This window comes from Xanthomonas sp. NCPPB 2866, assembly GCF_041475745.2.
Lineage (GTDB): Bacteria > Pseudomonadota > Gammaproteobacteria > Xanthomonadales > Xanthomonadaceae > Xanthomonas > Xanthomonas arboricola.
This window is the reverse complement of sequence record NZ_CM192975.1, coordinates 2,021,709-2,038,304: the sequence shown is the minus strand read 5'-3', so window position 1 is coordinate 2,038,304 and position 16,596 is coordinate 2,021,709. Positions and strand designations below refer to the sequence as shown.

The following is a 16,596-nucleotide window of genomic DNA, read 5'->3' as shown; positions in this document are numbered from 1 at the left end:
GTGCACCACCGTGCTGCATGACCGGACCTGCACGCCCGAGCCTTGCGGCGATCCGGCATCTGCGCACTCACTGACTGACAACGAGTTGCGATCATCGACGACGCGCTTTGCCGGACGCAATCTTGCGCTGCAACACGCTGACCGGATTGCCGTCGTACTGGATGCTGGCATCGGTCCTGGGCTCCAGCGCACCGGCGTCCTCGCGCGGGCCGTCGACGAAGCGCACGTTGACGGTGCGCTTGGCCTGCATGCCGGTCCAGCTGCCTTCGCGCTTGCCGATGCTCAGCTCGCCCTTGGCCTGGTTCCAGCTCAGCGGAATGCGGCTGAACTCGCCCTTCTCATAGCCGTAGCCCTTGCCGTCGTCCTCATATAGCGAGAACTGGCCGTCGGCACCGGTGTAGACCACCACGGTGAGCGGCGCATCCGGCTTCTGATCCACGTATTCCTGCACCGGGCCGGTCGGCACGATGGAACCGGCGCGCACGAACAACGGCATGCGCTCGATCGGCGCGGCCGCTTCGATGCTCTGGCCGCCTTCGTAACGCTTGCCGGTGGCGAAATCCAGCCAGCTGCTGCCGGCCGGCAGATAGACCTGACGCGAGGTGGCGCCGAAGCGGGTCACCGGTGCGACCAGGAAGGCCGGGCCGAACAGGTACTGGTCGTTGATGTCGCGGACCTTGGGGTCGTTCGGGAAGTCCATCATCATGCCGCGCATGATCACGCCATCGCGCTGATAGGTGTCGCCGGCCAGGCTGTAGATGTACGGCAGCAACGCGTAACGCAGGCGGTTGTAGTACGCCATGCTGTCGTAGAACGGCGTGCCTTCCGGGGCGATGTTCCAGATCTCGCGGTACGGGAACTGGCCGTGCGAGCGGAAGATCGGCACGAATGCGCCGAACTGGAACCAGCGCGTGTTGAGTTCGCGCCATTCCGGCAGGTGTGCCGGGTCCTGGTTCTCGTAGCGCTTCTCCACCGCAAAGCCGCCGATGTCGAAGGTCCAGTTGGGCAGGCCCGACAGCGCCATGTTGACGCCACCGGAGATCTGGTCGCGCATGTCGTCCCAGCGCGAGACGATGTCGCCGCTCCACACTGCCACCGCATTGCGCTGGGTGCCGGCGTAGCCCTTGCGCGAGAGGATGAACACGCGCTTGTCGTCGGCCGCACGGTCGCCCACGTACACGCCATGGGTGTGCGGCAACGGGTAGGAGTTGAAGTATTCGGTGGACGAGCCCAGCGCGTTGGGCGTGGTGCGCGCCTTGCGCTCGCCGATGTCCAGGTTGGAATGCACGTCCGGTTCGTCGGCGTCCATCCACCACGCATCGAAGCCCTTGCTGTTGAGCTTTTCGTTGACCTGGCGCCAGTAGATCGCCTGCGCCTTTTCCGAATACGGATCGTAGAACGAGTTCTTGTAGCCCTTGCCGATCCAGTCCAGCTCACCCACTTCCACGTTGCGCTTGAACATGAAACCGGCCGCGTCCAGTTCCTTGTAGTTGGCGGTGGTGGGATAGAACTTGGGCCAGATCGAAATCATGATCTGCGCATGCATATCGTGCACGGCCTTGACCATGCCGTCCGGATCGGGGAAGTGCTGCGGGTCGAAATCGTGCGAGCCCCAGGCGTTCTCGGGCCAGTACGACCAATCCAGCACGATGTTGTCCAGCGACAGCTTGCGCTTGCGGTATTCGGCCACCGCGCCGACCAACTCGTCCTGGCTCTTGTAACGCTCGCGGCTCTGCCAGAAGCCGTAGGCCCACTTGGGCAGCATCACCGACTTGCCGGTCAGCTCGCGGTAGCCGGCCACGGCCTGATCGTAGGAATCGGCGGAGACGAAGTAGTAGTCGATCATCTGGCCGGCTTCGGACCACAGCGACAGGTCCTTCGCTTCGGCGGCCGGCAGCGGGTCGCGGTGCAGCAGCGCGATGTAGCTGGGGTCGATCAGGTCCCACTCGACCTTGACGGTGTGGCGCGTGCCCGGCTCCAGATCCAGCTTGAACTCGTGATTCCACGGGTTCCAGTTCTGGCGCCAGCGATCGACGACCAGCTTGCCGTCCACGTACAGCTTGGCGTACTCGCTCGAATACAGCGAGAAGGTGTGCTCGCCACCGGTGAGCGCTTCGATCTCGCCCTCCCAGGTGACCTGCATGCGGCTGTCCTTGTCCTTGGTGATCGCCTTCTTCGGATACTTGGTCAGGTCGCTGAGGTACTGGTAGTTCACCTCGCTCTCGCGACGCTCGACGATCTGCTTGCCGTTGATCGCATAACGCGCGGTCAACGCACCGGCCTTGCCCTTGGCGTCATACAACTTCAGCGTCTTGGGCAGCGGCTGCAGGCCGCGCGGGTCGCCCAGGCGGCTGATCGAGTTGTTGTCCCACAGCAGGCCGTAGTTGCGGCTGGACACCAGGTACGGCACCGCCATGTCGATATTGTTCTGCTGCAACTCGATGTTGCGGCCCTTCTGGTTCATCCAGCCCTGCTGGTGCTGGCCGAAGCCGTACAGGGCTTCGTCGTCGGGCGACTGGAAGCGCTGACGCACGCTCAGGTACTGCTTGCCCTCCACTTTCAGCGGCGCAAAGCTGCGCCCGCCGGCAACCTCCGACAACACCGGCTTGCCATTGGCATCGGCGAAGCTGACATGGCCATCGACGGTGGACACGGTGGCGGTGATCTTGCCGGTCTTTAGCTGCACGCTGTCGCCCTGCTCGGCCAGCTGGAAGTTGCCATCGCCCTGCACCGGGACGCGCATCAGGCTGGGGCTGCGCGCGAAGTCGCCGTCCGGGTCGGCACTGACGCGGATGATGCCGGCATCGACCACCTGCAGACGCACCGGTGCGGCGCCCTTGGCGCTCGGCACCACGGTGACGCCATCGGCGGCCTTGCGCACTTCCTGCGCGTGCGCGGCATTGGCCAGCAAGGCCAGCGACAACGCCAGGCACTGCGCAAGCGGTGTACGTCGGGTGGCAGGCGCATGGCCGGCGGAACGGTTGATGGTTTGCATGTTCACTCCCTTGGAATTACGAAACGCTGCCGCGGGGGCGGCAACGCATGGGTTCATTGCGTTCGACCTGGAAGCCGGCGTGCTGCGCAGCGATCTGGCTGCGCAGCAAGTGGCCGTGCAGGTTTACTTGTAGGTGGCCAGCTTGATCTTCAGCAGCTGCGGCGCGCTGGAAAAATTGACGCCGTAATCGGTCTGGTCGCCGTTCCAGTTGCGCTCGAACTTCCAGTCGCTGCCGTCGTAGACGCCTTCCTCGACGCGGTCGTAGAGCATGTTGGCGGTCGCCTCGCTGGCCGGATGCAGGGTCACGCGCACGTGGTAGCCGGTGACCAGGAATTCGTCAGGGCCGAGCTCGGCGATCAAGGCCGCACCGATCGGCTCGGGGTTGCCCGGCGGCTCGCCCTTGAACCAGAACTGCGGCACGCCGTAGGTGATGGTGGCGCCCCAACGTTCGTTGAGCTGCAGCTCCTGCACCGCCTGGCCGGGTTCTTCGGCAGTGCCGTGCAGCTTGCCTTCGGACGCGGCCTTGGCGAACGGACGCATGCCGCGCTTGACCAGCTCGAAACCCAGCGCGAACGGGGCCAGGGTGTCTGCGTTGACGTGCTTGGCGCCCAGCGGATAGTTGGAATAACGCGTGTAGTCCATGCCGAACGCCGACCAGCCGATGCCGTCGTGGCCCAGCGCGGGGAACAGATAGCGCGCGTATTCCGGGCGGTTGCCGGTTTCGGCGACGAACAGCGCATTGTCCGGGCGGGCGTAGCGCTCCAGCACCGTGGTGTAGGTGCGGTACTCGGGCATGTAGATGTCCGGTGCCAGCAGGTCGATATGCGGGCCGGCGGCCTTCCACACATCCAGCACGTTGTCGGTGGGGCCGCCGCTGGCGTACTGGCCGGGCTGGCCGGGATTGAACGGGCCACGCAGCGCGGCGTTGACGTACATCGGCAGCGGGTATTCGGCCTTGCCGGCTTCGGCCACCTGGTCGATGTAGCGACCGATCGACCAGGCATGGAAGATCTCGTCCGCATCGGCACCGAACACCTGTGCCCAGCTGCCCGGCTGCTTGTTCAAGCGCTTGAGCAGCTCTTCCGGCACCGGGCCGTCGAACAGCTTCTGCGCCATCGGCGAGAAGTCGCGCACGCTGCCGTAGGTGCCCGGCTCGTTCTCGGGCTGGATCATGATCACGGTGTGCTGCGGATCGACCTGCTTCAGGTGCTGCATGAAGGCGACAAAGGCCTTGCGGTCGGCATCCAGGGTGGCCTGCGCATGCGGCGACAGCGACCCGATCGCCTTGCCCTCGCGCGTCACCACGCGTGGGAAGCGCTGGTTGTCGGTCTTGACCCAATGCGGCGCATACGCCGGGCCGTTGTTCTTCCAGGTCGCAAACCACAGCAGCACCAGCCGCACCTTGTGCTCGCGTGCCTGCGTGAGCAGCGTATCGACGAAGGAGAAATCGAACTTGCCTTCTTCCGGCTCGACCTGCTCCCAGGCGATCGGCACCTGCACGGTATTGGGGCCCAGCACCTGCATTGCCGGCCACACCTTGTCCATCACGCCGGGATAGTTGCTGGAGTTGTTGACCTGCGCGCCCAGGATCAGGAATGGCGCGCCATCGACCATCAACGCGTGCTTGCCGTCCTTGCTGACGAACTGCGGCATCGGCGTCTGCGCAGCCGGCGCCGCTGCCGTGGCAGGCGCGGTCGCTGCGCTACCGGCAGTCGGTGCGACTGCGGCCGGTTTGGCTTTGTCGTCCTGCTCGCCGGATTGGCACGCCGCCAGGGCCAGCGTCAGCGCGGACAGCAGCAGCGGACGCAGGTAACGGCGTGCAGGGGAAGGAGCGATCACACGTGCAACGGGGGAATGCATGGACATAAGACTCCGTGTCACCAGGTATCGGTGCGGAAGGGGGAAACGGGAAGCTGTTCGCGATTGACCAGGTTGGCGTCGTCCGGGTTTTCGCTCCAGCCGTAGCGCACCGCGACCGGTGCAGCCACCGCGTCGCTGCGCACGATCACGCGATCGCCCTCGATGCGTGCGGTGGCCGGATGGAAGTGTTTGTCGGCACCGGCGACGCGGAAGCCCTGCACTTCGCCACCATTACGCACCTGCAAGGCACTGCCTTGCAGATCGAAACTCAGCATTGCCTGACCATCGACAAAGCGCGCCTGCTTGAACACCGGCGCGCTGTACACCAGGGTTTCGCCGTACGCCACATGACGTGCAGCAATCGCAAGGCGATGGCCGACATCGCGCTTGTTGGTGGGATGGATATCGGCGGGGTTGCCGATATCGATGATCACCGCCTGCCCGGTCGCCGGCAGCGCCAGCGTCTTGGACTGCGACTCGCGCAACAGTGCCCACGGACTCAGCTCGCCCTTGTCGCCGCCGGCCTTGAAGTTGGCCAGCTGCACCCACAGGAACGGCAGCGTCTTTTCCCCGCGTTCGGCGCGCCATTGCTGAATCATCGCGGCGAACTGTTCACGGTACTTCACCGCGCCGGTGTCGCTGGCATTGGTTTCGCCCTGGTACCAGATCACGCCCTTGACCGGAAACGGCTGCAGCGGATGGATCATCTGGTTGTACAGCAGCGTGGGCAGCTGATTCTTGTTGTCGACCAGCGACACGCGCACGGCGGCGGGGCGGAACTTCCAGCCGCCCAACGCGCGTTTGGCACCGGCGCTGGTCTGCACGAAGCGCTGCTCGTCCGGGCCATGCATGCCGCCACCGCCACTGAGATCTTCCACCCGCACCGCGATGTGGTTGACCCCTGCATGCAAGGCCGAGGCCGGCACGGTGTAGACGCGCGGCAGGTTCCACTGCTTTTCGGTCGTGCCGACCTGCTGGCCATTGACGTAGGTGATGTCCGAGTCGTCGATCTGTCCCACGCCCAACGTGATGCCGGCCTTGGCTTCGGCAGCGCTCAGGGTGACCGTGGTGCGATACCAGGCGATCCCATCCATGCCGTCATAGCCGCTGGATTCCCACTGCTGGGTGGTCGGGATGCTGTCCCAGTCGCTGTCGTCGAATGTCGCTTCGCGCCACTGCGGCATCTCGCCATCCACCTTGGGCCAGCGCGCGATGCGCTTGCCGGTGGCCGCCTGCGCAGCGGCATCGCGCTGCTTGATCGCCTCGATCGCGCCCTGGTTCTGCCCGGCATCCAGGCCCAGCGAGGTCGCATCCATCCAGGCCTCGATCGCGCTGCCGCCCCAGGTGCTGTTGACGATGCCGATCGGCACGCCGGTGCTGGCGCGTAGCTCCTTGGCGAAGAAATAACCGACTGCGGTGAACTCGCCGGCGTTGTCCGGTGTGGTGGGCTTCCAGTCGCCGCCGGTCAGGCGCGCTTCCGGCTGCAGCGACCACGACTTGGGCACCTTGAAGTGCCGCAACTGCGGGTCGTTGGCCGCCGCCACCGCCTGCGGGCCATCGCTGGCCTGCGCCAGCGGCCACTCCATGTTCGATTGACCGCTGGCCAGCCACACATCGCCGACCAGCACATCGCGCACCTGCAACTCGCCGCCGTCGCCCTGCACGCTCAGCACATAGGGGCCGCCGGCCTTGTGTGCGGGCAGGCTGACCTTCCACTGGCCTTTGGCATCGGCCTTGGCGGTGGCCCGCTTGCCGTCGAAGCTGACCGTGATGACGGCATGGGGCGTGGCCCAGCCCCACACCGGCATCGCCTGGTCGCGCTGCAGCACCGCGCCATCGGCGAACAACAACGGCAGGCTCGGTTGCGCCAATGCGGCAGGGCTGGCCAGCACCAGGCCCAACAGGCAGCCACGACGGATGAGGGAAACAGTCATGCAGTGATCTCCAGGGTCGGCGCGGCCACTCGGCGCGCAGCGATGCGACGGCGCATGCCGCCGTACACGGTAAGACAGCGCGACGACGCGCACAGGGACGCAGCGCTCATCGTGGATCGCCGTAGAAGATGCCACGCCCGCCGGTGGCGAAGTACACGCGCCCGGGGAGGCGCGGGTCGCCGGTGACGCTGTAAGGCTTGCCGAACTGGTGCGCGTCGTCGTTGATGCGCAACCACCGCGCGCCTTCATCGTCGGAGCGGAACACACCGTCCACGCCATCCACGCGGCCGGCCAGATACAGCGCCGGCGGTGCGCCATCGTGCAATGCCTTGCCGATGCCCAGCGAACGCGCCTCATCCGGCCTGGACAAGGTCTGCAAACGCCCGTCCTGCCAGCGCATCACGCCCAGCGCAGGGCTGGCCAGATATGCCACCCCCGCCCGCCACGGATCCGGGCGCAGCTGCGGGCGCGCCCGTTCGTCACGCGCCGGGTTGCCGGCCTGGGCACCGGTGTCGCGAAAGCTCGCTGCACCATCGCCGCTCTCGTACAAGCGCCCGCTGGCGGTATCCACTGCGTACCAGCGCCGCGCATCGACGCGATCGGCCACCGCCACTGCGGTCTCGGGCAGCCCCTGCACCCGCTGCCAGTGCTTGCCAAAATCGGTGGTGCGCCAGCTGCCGCCTTTCTCGGGCGCCCACACCACATGGGATGCATCGGCGGCGATGGCGATGTTGCCGGCGCCCTGCCCGGCTGGCGGCTCGCTGGCGAACGCCGTCCACTGCGTACCGCCATCGCGCGAGTACAGCGCGCGGATCTCGTTGTTGCGGCGATCGCGCACGGTGCCGCTGCGCACCACCCATTGCGCGGCCTGCCCGGCGGCATCGATGCTCTCGCCATTGGTCAGGCGCGGGCCGGCGTACTGCAGCTGCGCACGCTCCAGATCGTCATGCCGGAAGCCGTCGATATCGCCCAGCGCACTGAGCAGATGCGCGCCCTGCATCGGGCTGAGCAGATCCAGCGGCACGGTCTCTTCCAGCCCACGATCCTGGAACCACCACTGCAACGGCCGCTGCTGCCTGGCGAAATCCTGCAGGTTGCGCGAAGCCCAGATGCCGTAGCCGGTGACGAACAGCGCGTGGTTGCTGTCGAACGGATCGATCGCCAGCGCACCCATCCAGTGTGGCGTGGCCTGCGCGGTCCACGGCGCTGCGCTGTGATCGAACTGCGCGCCCGCCAGCAACGGCGTCCAGCTGCGCCCGCCGTCCACGCTGCGGAATAGCTCATCGCGCGGGCTACGACGGCGGAAGGTGCTGGCCAGCAGCACCTGCGGCTGTTGCGGATCCACCGCCACCGCGCCCCAGCCGAAACCATCGCCGCCGGCCGGCTGCGCGATCGGGCTGATCTCGCTCCAGCGCCCCTGCGCCGGGGTGTATTTCCACAGCGCACCGCCGGCCATCAGGTCCGGCCCGGGCTGGTCGCCGTAGCTCAGGTACCACTGCCCATCGCTGCCGCCGGCCATATGACTGGGACGCAGGCCCTTGGGCTGCCCGGCCACCGCCGACCAGCTGCGACCGGCGTCGTCGGAAACATACAGACTGGTCTGCGCGGTGGACACGCCGACATAGATGCGCGGGGTCGGGCGGCCGGCATGGCCGCTGGCGGCATCGAAGACGACAAAGGCGATGCCCACCGCCTGCTCGCGTCCGACATGATTGCGCGCCGTCGCGCCCGCCATTGCCTCGGCGGGAAATGCATCCACCCGCGCCCAGTGCGCGCCGCGATCGTCGCTGCGCCACAGCCCTGCATCGCGTGAGCCCAGCAACAGCACACGGCCATCGTGCGGGTCCACCGCCAGCCGTTCGCCATTGGCACGGCCCAATTGATTGCCGCCGAGTTTGAACGGCAACTCGGCACGCTCGAAACTGCGGCCGCGGTCGAACGAGCGCAGCACCGCGGCATTGCCGGCGCGCTCGTGCATGTAGGTGCCCGCAGCCAGATACAGCGCCTGCGGGTCGGCAGGATCGACCGCGGACGCATCGATCCCCATCAGGTTCCAGTCGTCGGCGCCCAGCCAGTCGGTCAGCGCCACCCACTGCTGCGCGCGCGCATCCCAGCGGTACGCACCACCGACATCGGTGCGTGCATACGCAAGGTCGCGCTCGGCGGGATGAAACAGCACACCGGTGACGAATCCGCCACCGCCGATGGCGACGCTGCGCCATTGGTAAGGCCCCTGGGACGCCGGATCGGCGGCCTGCAGCGGCAGGATCGAAAGCGACAACAGCACCAGCAGTGCCAGCCATACACGGACCGGCCACATCGCTGCGGTAACGCGGCGCACAGTAGGCGGATCGATCACAGCGATCATTCCTCCGGCTCCTCTTGCGATCGACGGCCTGCCGTCGATAGGAAAAACACCGGCCCGACGGGCTGCCTGCACAGCTCGCCGGACCGGAGACGCACTTCCTACGGCGCGTTCTACAGGCTGGCCCGCAATGTCAGGCCATACCGACGATCGTTGATCACGAAGTCACGGTAGCGCGACTCGGTGCCCAGATAGCTTTCGCGACGGGTATCGAGCAGATTCACGCCATCGAGCGAAATCGACCACACATCATTGATGTTGAAACGCAGCGAGGCATCCAGCTGGCCGAAGCCCTTGTTGTAGACCGGAAGGTTGCCGGTGCCGTTGCCCGCGGTGGTCACCAGCCAGTCGCTGCGCCAGTTGTAGGCCACACGGCCCTGGAAGCGCGAGGTTTCGTAGCTGAGGATCGCGTTGTAGCTGTTCTTGGACAGGCCTTCCAGCGGCACGGTCAGCGCCTGGCCGTTGGTGTCGGTGGCGGTGGGGCTCGGCGCCTCGCTGTCGACATAGGTGTAGTTGGTCTGCAGGCCGAAGCCGCTCAGCCAGCCCGGCAGGAAGTCGAAGAACTGCGTATAGCCCAGTTCCGCACCGCGGATCTTGCCGGCATCGCCGTTGACCGGACGGGTGATCTGCCAGACCTGGCCGTCGTAGACCTCGTTGAAGACGGCATTGGCGATGAAGCCTTCGACCTTCTTGTAGAACAAGGTGCCGTACATCATCGAGCCCTGGCCGAAGTACCACTCCAGCGCGGTGTCGAACTGGTCGGCCTTGACCGCTTCCAGACTCGGGTTACCCGCGGTACCGGTGAAGGTCGAGGCACCATTGGAGGTGCCGGTGCTCAGGCTCAGGTTTGGGTTGAGCCGGTCGAAGGTGGGACGGGAGATGCCGCGCGAGGCCGCAAAACGCCACTGCAGCTGATCGCTCAGCATCCAGCGCAGGTTCAAGCTGGGCAGCACGTCGGTATAGGTCTGCTGCGCATCCACCGGGATCAGTCCGCCGCCTTCGCTGTCGGTTCCGGTGCGCACGCCCTGCGAGCCCACCTCGGTGCGCACCACGCGCACGCCGATGTTGCCGTCGAACGGAATCGAGTCGCTGTCCACGCCGAAGCGCAGCACGCCATAGGCCGCGTAGGTCTTCTCGTTCTGCGTATTGATGTTGTTGGGCGCAAATTCCAGCGGGCTGGCGCCGAAGGTGGCCAGGGTCTGCTCGTAGTTGGCCACTGCCGAGTCGGCAGCCGTCAGCGTGCGGCCGAAGGTGCTGCTCTCACCGCGGAAGAAGTCGGTGATCGGGTTGGTCACCAGGCCGATGGTCGGGTACTGCGAGAACGGCGTACCCGAGCAATCGTTGATGCACATGAAACGGTAGATATTGCCCTTGGTCTCGGCATCGCGGTCGGTGTAACGCACACCGGCCTTGAAGCTGCGCACGAAGTCGCTGTCGAAGGCCAGGTCCATGTCGGCGCGCCAGGCGAACTCGGTGCCCTTGTTGTCGTCCTTGTTGTCCAGGTGCCAGCGCCAGCCGTCGTAGTTGTTGGCATCGGCCAGATAGCCTTCCGCGCCGCTGGCATCGGTCACCGACAGGCGCGGCAGATCGCCACGGAAGTCGACGTTGAACTGCGGGCTGGTGTCCTGCCCGGTGGCGACGATGTAGCGCGTGCCCTTGGTGGTGGCATCGACGTACTGGAAGTCGGTGCTCAGGGTCAGCTTCTCGTTGACCGTCCACTTGGCGCCCAGCGAGTAATCGGTGGTCACCGAATGCCGCTCGGTCAGGCTGGTGTTGGATTCGGTCGGCACGTTCTGGAACGAGCCATTGACGAACTCGTTGCGGTCGTTGACCTGGATGCCCGGCAAGCCCTGCATCGGGTTGGCGCCGGTCAGGGCGAAGAACGAATAGTCGTGCCAGCTGAAGTCGTAATCCGAACGCAGCACCTGCGTGTAGACCTCGACCGAATCGTTCGGACGCCACTGCATTGCGAACGCACCGGTCTTGCGCTCGCGCTCGCCGATGGTGGTGTTGATGCCGGCGCCGTGCGGCACCGACACGCCCTGGCCTTCATAGCCCGGCAGATCGGTCTGCGTGTACCACGGCTCGATCGAGATGGTGTCCTGGCGGAACGGGCTCTTCTGCTGCGAGTAATTCACCAGCAGGCCGATCTCGCCGATGCCGGTCTGCCAGCGATCGCTGAACAGGCCCGAGAACGCCGGCTTGCCGTCGTCGGCCAGGTCGTAATAGTTGTACTGGACGCTGCCGGCGATCTTGCGGCCGTCGTAGTCGAACGGCAGGCGCGTGCGCAGGTCGACGGTGCCGCCCAGGCCACCTTCGATCATGTCGGCCGAGGGATTCTTGTACACGTTGACGCCGCCGAGCAGTTCGGCCGACACGTCCTCGAAGCTCAGGCCACGGCCATCGTTGGCGGTGAAGATGTCACGGCCATTGAGTTCGGTGCGCACCTGGGTCAGGCCGCGGATGGCGATCGAGCTGCCTTCGCCGTAGTTGCGCGAGATCTGGATACCGGAGATGCGCTGCAGCGCCTCGGCGACGTTGTTGTCGGGCAGCTTGCCGATGTCTTCGGCAACGATGGAATCGACGATCTGCTCGGCATTCTGCTTGACCAGCTGCGCCTTGGTGACGCTGCTGCGCGTGCCGGTGACCTGCACCGTGTCGAGCTGCTGGGTGGTGGCGTCCTGAGCCGGGGTGGCTGTGGTGGTCGCGTCCTGCGCGTAGGCCTGCGTGCTCAACAGCGTGGCCACACTGAGGGCCATCACGGAGCGGCGGAAATCACGGATCGAACGCTGACCCACAGTCCGGCCTGCCGGAATGTGGCGATGTTGCACTGACATGGTGCTCCCTCCCAGGACGCATGTACTTCTAATTTTTAGCGGGCCGGTGCGCGAACGCCCTGCCCGTCGTTGGTGCTGGCCCGCATCCGCCCACGACCGGAAGGCCGGGCGGTGCGATGCGTGGTAATCCTGACGAGGCTTACCTAGCGGCTGCGGCCGGAGCATAGGGCGGCGCTGTCGTGCCACACCAATGAAATATTCCTGGAAAGCTATTCGTAAAAACTATAGCAACGCCAACAAACCCGCCGGGTATGGCATTGCGGATCCGGACGGCCGGAGCGGCCAAAGCGGGCTCAAGTCTGCGAGCCCGCGCACGGCAGTTCCGTGATGGCCCGCGCTTACCAGTTCATGCGCAGCACCAGCGAATAGCGCCGGTCGTTGACGAACGAGGAGCGCGTATACAGACGCGGATCCACCTCGCCGCCTTCGTACGAGGTCGGCCCCATCAGCACCTTGGTCACCGTGTTGGTCAGGTTGTTGGCCTGCACGCCCAGTTGCAGATGCTCGTTGAAGCGGTAGAAGAACGAGCCGTCGAGCTGGCCGTAGTCGTCGGCCCAGGTCGGCAGACGGGTGGACGCATCGCTGGTGGTCAGCAGGTAGCGCGAGCGCCAGTTGTAGGCCAGACGCAACGACAACGGGCCCTTCTCGTAGATACCGGCCAGGTTGTAGCTGCGCCGCGACAGGCCTTCCAGTGGCAGCTCGACACCGGTGACGGTGGTATTGGTGTACGGGTCGGTGGCGGTGTTGGCGCCGCCCTGGCTGTCGACGAAGGTGAAGTTGGCGTTGACGCCGAACCCGCTCAGCCAGCCCGGCAACTGGTCGAAGAACTGGGTGTAACCCAGCTCCGCGCCGCGGATGGTGCCCTCCTCCATGTTGTACGGGCGCGTCACCAGCCAGGGGCGGTTGTCGTAGATCTCGCTGCGGGTCTGGGTGGAGAAGTAATCCTTGACCTTCTTGTAGAACAGCGTGGCGTACAGCATGTCGCTGGTGTCGAAATACCACTCCAACGCAGTGTCGAACTGGTTGGCCACCATCGGCTTGAGGTTCGGGTTGCCGGCGGTGCCGACAAAATCGGTCGCCTGGCCGGCGTCGTTGGTTTCCACGTTGAGCAACACATACGGCTGCAGCTGGGTGTAGTCCGGGCGCGCCATCGCCTTGGAGGCGGCAAAGCGCCACTGCAGGCTGTCGGTGAAGCGCAGCCGCAGGTTCAGGCTGGGCAGCACGTTGGTATAGCTGCCCTGGGAGTTGTTCTCGAAGTACTGCCCGGTATAGCGCGCCTGCAGTTCCGGTGAGACATTGAGGCCGGCCAGGTTCTGGAACTGGCCGAAGCCTTCGGCCTGGGTCTTGGTCTGCACCACGCGGATGCCGATGTTGCCGTCCACCGGCACGCCCCAGGCCTCGTCGTTGCCGAAGTACAGCGCCGCGTAGGCGGCCTGGGTGCGTTCGTGCTGGCGGTTGGTGTCCTGCGGCTGATAGGTGTCCGGCGCCCAGCCGTAGCCGCGCAGCGCCACGATCTGCTGGATCATCTGCGAGGCGGAGCGGTAGTTGTTGACCAGGCTGCTGTTGGGCACCACCAGCGTGGTCGGCACGTTCACCCCGCCGCGAAAGAAGTCGGAGAAGGTGAACAACGACGACTGGTCGGTCATGAACTCGGACATATTCGCCAGGCCGTTGCTGGTGCCCGGAATGGCGGCCCAGTTGTCGGAGATCACGCCCCAGTTATAACCCGAATTCTTGTTGATCTGATTGCGGTCGGTAGCGCGCATGCCGAAGCGCGCAAAGCGCAACCAGCTGCTGTCATCGAAGGTGTATTCCAGGTCCACGCGCGTGGACAGCTGCCGCCCGCGGTTCTTGCCCAGGTGATCCATCGCCGCCGCCCAGAAGTAGTTGGACGGGTCCTGGGTAAAGCCCGGGTTGGCGATCTGCACGCTGGGATATTTGCCCGACACGTCGTACGACAGGCCCGGCAGATAGGTCGCACTGAACACGGTGAAATCCAGCTGTTCGTTCTCCGACTCCACCAGCTGCATATCGCCCTTGATCTGCAGGTTGTCGTTGAAGAAATGGCTGAAGCCCACCGACATGTCGGTGGTGGTGGTGCGCTGTTCGGAATAGCGGTTGTCGGTATTGAAGCGCACACCATCGCCGGTGAGCACCCCGCGCCAGGAGCTGGATACCGGCGAGCCGCGCAGGAAGGCGCCGCGATCGTCGTAGTCGAAGGTGGTGCCCGGTGCCGGCGTGATGCTGTTGTTGCTGTCGTTGAAGAACGCGGCGCGCTCCTGCCAGTTCATCTCGTAGCGCGAGCGCAGGAACTGCGCATAGATCTCGGTGGCGTCGCTGGGCTTCCACTGGAACGCCGCCGCGATCCCGTCGCGCTTGCGCTCGAAATCCAGCTGACGCCAGTTCACCCCGCCCGGCACGAACACTTCGCTGCGCCCGCTGCCGGCCAGCACGGCCTCATCGGTCCGCCGCACGTACGGCTCCACCTGGATGCCGTCCGAGCGCGTGGCCAGCTCCGAATGCGCGACATCGATCATGAAGCCCATTTCGCCGATGCCTGTGTTCCAGCGGTCGCTGAACAGGAACGAGGCCGACGGCTTGTACTTCTTGCTCATGTCGCCGTAGTTGTAATCGACATTGCCGCCGACGATCCGGCCCGGATTGTCGAACGGCATGCGCGTACGCAGATTGACCGTGCCGCCCAGCCCGCCTTCGATGATTTCCGCCGAGGGGTTCTTGTAGACGTCCACACCGGCCATCAACTCGGCCGGCACGTCTTCGAAGCTCAGCCCGCGGCCGCTGGCGGCGCTGAAGATGTCGCGCCCATTGAGTTCGCCGCGCACCTGGGTCAGGCCGCGGATCATCACCCCGCTGCCTTCGGCGGAGAAATGGTCCGGATCGCTGCGTGCGGCGAAGTGATCGATGGTCACGCCGCTGACGCGCTGCAGGGTTTCGGTGACGCTGCGGTCGGGCAAGGCGCCGATGTCTTCGGCACTGACCGAATCCACGATCTGGCTGGCATCGCGCTTGATCACCTGCGACTTGATCAGGCTGGCGCGCACGCCGCGCACTTCCACCGTGTCCAGATCCACCGCGCTGCTGCCGCCATTGGCGCTGGAGGCGGCCTGCGACGACTGCGCCTGTTGCGCATAGACGGGGGCGGCGAGCAGCAACCCGATGCTGACGGCCATGGCCGAATGACGCAAACGCGGGGTACGACGTGCGTACACGCCCGTCCCTGCCGAGGCATGGCTTGAAAACTTGTACATCTGAATCCCTCCCAGGACGCAAGACGACTGAAGACTGGTTGTCGCGGCGCCGCGACGCGGCCCGCGTGATCACGGCGGAGCCGGCACGGACGCCTGCCCCTCCCTCTATCTGACGGTTTGCCCGCAGATCACCTGCCCGACTTCACGTGCGCTTCAGCGTGCGATCTGGCTCACAGATATAGGCGCGTGGTCTAGCGCCAGCCAATGAAAAATTCACAGCCTGGTATGCCGTGCCGGAATACAAATGGAAGAGCCCGCTTAACCAGTGGATTCCGGCCCGCGCAGACCGGGGTACAGACGCCGCGCGGTGGTGCGCAGCGCCTGCAGAATGCGCTCGGCCCCGGGCGGCAGGATGTAATCGCGCCGCCGGATGATGCCGAACGACTCCATGCGGACGCCCAGCTCGATCGGCAGCACGGTCAGCAGCTTGGCCTGGATCAGCGGCGCCACCGACTCCACCGGCAAGGCGGTCAGCATGTCGGTGCCACGCAACAGCGTGGAGGTCACCGGCAGCGACGAGGTCTCGATTGCGTTGGTCGGCGTCTGCACGCCGTGCTCCATGAACATCGAATCCAGCCGCGCGCGCAGCACGCTGTCGGCCGGCGGCAGGATCCAGCCATGCCGCACCAGATCCGCATGCTGCAGGCCGGTCCGACTGGCCAGCGGGTGGCCGGCACGCGCGATCACCGAATGCGGCTCGTCGGCCAGCGGCTCGAACTCCAGCTCGCCCACGCCTTCGGGCCCCAGGATGCGGCCGATCACGATGTCCAACTGGCCGTCCAGCAACTTGGCCACCAGCGGGCGGCTGTAATCCATTTCCACCCGCACCAGGATGTCGGGGAACTCGCGCTTGACCTCGGCGATCGCCTGCGGCACCAGGTTGGTGCCCGGATTGACCACGGTGCCGATCGAGGCCTGGCCCATGCGCCCGGCGCGCAGCGCGGCGATCTCCTCCTGCGCCCGGCCGATCTCCGACATCGCCGCGCGCGCACGCCGGATCAGCACATGGCCGTACCAGGTGGGCTCCACCCCGCGGGCATGCCGCTCGAACAGTTTCACCCCCAGCATGTCTTCCATTTCCGCCAGCAGCTTGGAAGCGGCCGGTTGGGTCATGCTGGCAGCCTCGGCCGCGCGCAGCACCGAGCGTTGTTCGTGCAGATGCAGCAGCAGCAGGAGCTGGCGCGTCTTGAGGCGGGCAGCGTTGAACCAGGGAGTGCCGGAATTTGCCATGGGGTATCGCCACGCAGCTGTATTCGTAGGAGGAATAGAATATGCCGAAAATTTCATTTGCAGCACATATCTCCCCGCGCGAGGCTATCGAACGCCGCAGCAGGAG

General features: G+C 65.6%; 8 protein-coding genes. 1 reads left to right on the top strand and 7 read right to left on the bottom strand.

Going from position 1 to position 16,596, the window contains the following annotated elements; all coding sequences use genetic code 11:
* Positions 1-91: 91 nt before the first annotated feature.
* Complete coding sequence (locus ACCQ04_RS08850; protein ID WP_226426413.1) at positions 92-2,995, bottom strand: TIM-barrel domain-containing protein; 2,904 nt, start codon at positions 2,993-2,995, stop codon at positions 92-94.
* Here ACCQ04_RS08850 and ACCQ04_RS08845 point away from each other — a divergent pair.
* Positions 2,994-3,128, top strand: a complete 135-nt coding sequence (locus ACCQ04_RS08845; RefSeq protein ID WP_255618376.1) for a hypothetical protein — start codon at positions 2,994-2,996, stop codon at positions 3,126-3,128. The two genes, ACCQ04_RS08850 and ACCQ04_RS08845, sit on opposite strands and share 2 nt — an antisense overlap.
* Here ACCQ04_RS08845 and galD read toward each other — a convergent pair.
* The 6 genes from galD to ACCQ04_RS08815 all read right to left on the bottom strand — a co-directional run bounded on the left by galD (position 3,119) and on the right by ACCQ04_RS08815 (position 16,490).
* The gene (gene galD, locus ACCQ04_RS08840) at positions 3,119-4,789 is read right to left on the bottom strand and encodes a GH35 family beta-galactosidase GalD (RefSeq protein WP_275945961.1); all 1,671 of its coding nucleotides are present in this window, start codon (positions 4,787-4,789) and stop codon (positions 3,119-3,121) included. The two genes, ACCQ04_RS08845 and galD, sit on opposite strands and share 10 nt — an antisense overlap.
* An 83-nt stretch (positions 4,790-4,872) precedes the next feature.
* Positions 4,873-6,789, bottom strand: coding sequence for a sialate O-acetylesterase (locus tag ACCQ04_RS08835; protein ID WP_226426415.1), 1,917 nt, complete (start codon positions 6,787-6,789; stop codon positions 4,873-4,875).
* A gap of 106 nt (positions 6,790-6,895) precedes the next feature.
* Positions 6,896-9,157 (bottom strand): beta propeller repeat protein, encoded by a 2,262-nt coding sequence (locus tag ACCQ04_RS08830; protein WP_226426416.1) that lies wholly within the window; start codon positions 9,155-9,157, stop codon positions 6,896-6,898.
* Positions 9,158-9,267: 110 nt separating this feature from the next.
* Positions 9,268-11,991: a TonB-dependent receptor gene (locus tag ACCQ04_RS08825; protein WP_046342376.1), complete on the bottom strand. Its 2,724-nt coding sequence runs from the start codon at positions 11,989-11,991 to the stop codon at positions 9,268-9,270.
* 338 nt (positions 11,992-12,329) lie between these two features.
* A complete protein-coding gene (locus ACCQ04_RS08820) occupies positions 12,330-15,260 on the bottom strand; it encodes a TonB-dependent receptor (protein WP_226426417.1) in 2,931 nt (976 codons plus the stop codon).
* A 258-nt stretch (positions 15,261-15,518) separates the two neighbouring features.
* Positions 15,519-16,490 carry a LysR family transcriptional regulator gene (locus ACCQ04_RS08815; RefSeq protein WP_024939782.1) on the bottom strand — a complete coding sequence of 324 codons (972 nt, stop codon included), beginning with the start codon at positions 16,488-16,490 and terminating at the stop codon, positions 15,519-15,521.
* Between the last annotated feature and the right edge of the window lie 106 nt (positions 16,491-16,596).

Bases quoted from the DNA above. Each gene is read 5' to 3' on its own strand.
- ACCQ04_RS08845 (WP_255618376.1), top strand. From the start codon at position 2,994: ATGTTCACTCCCTTGGAATTACGAAACGCTGCCGCGGGGGCGGCAACG.
- ACCQ04_RS08820 (WP_226426417.1), bottom strand. From the start codon at position 15,260: ATGTACAAGTTTTCAAGCCATGCCTCGGCAGGGACGGGCGTGTACGCA.
- ACCQ04_RS08815 (WP_024939782.1), bottom strand. From the start codon at position 16,490: ATGGCAAATTCCGGCACTCCCTGGTTCAACGCTGCCCGCCTCAAGACG.
- ACCQ04_RS08835 (WP_226426415.1), bottom strand. From the start codon at position 6,789: ATGACTGTTTCCCTCATCCGTCGTGGCTGCCTGTTGGGCCTGGTGCTG.
- ACCQ04_RS08825 (WP_046342376.1), bottom strand. From the start codon at position 11,991: ATGTCAGTGCAACATCGCCACATTCCGGCAGGCCGGACTGTGGGTCAG.
- ACCQ04_RS08830 (WP_226426416.1), bottom strand. From the start codon at position 9,157: ATGATCGCTGTGATCGATCCGCCTACTGTGCGCCGCGTTACCGCAGCG.
- ACCQ04_RS08850 (WP_226426413.1), bottom strand. From the start codon at position 2,995: ATGCAAACCATCAACCGTTCCGCCGGCCATGCGCCTGCCACCCGACGT.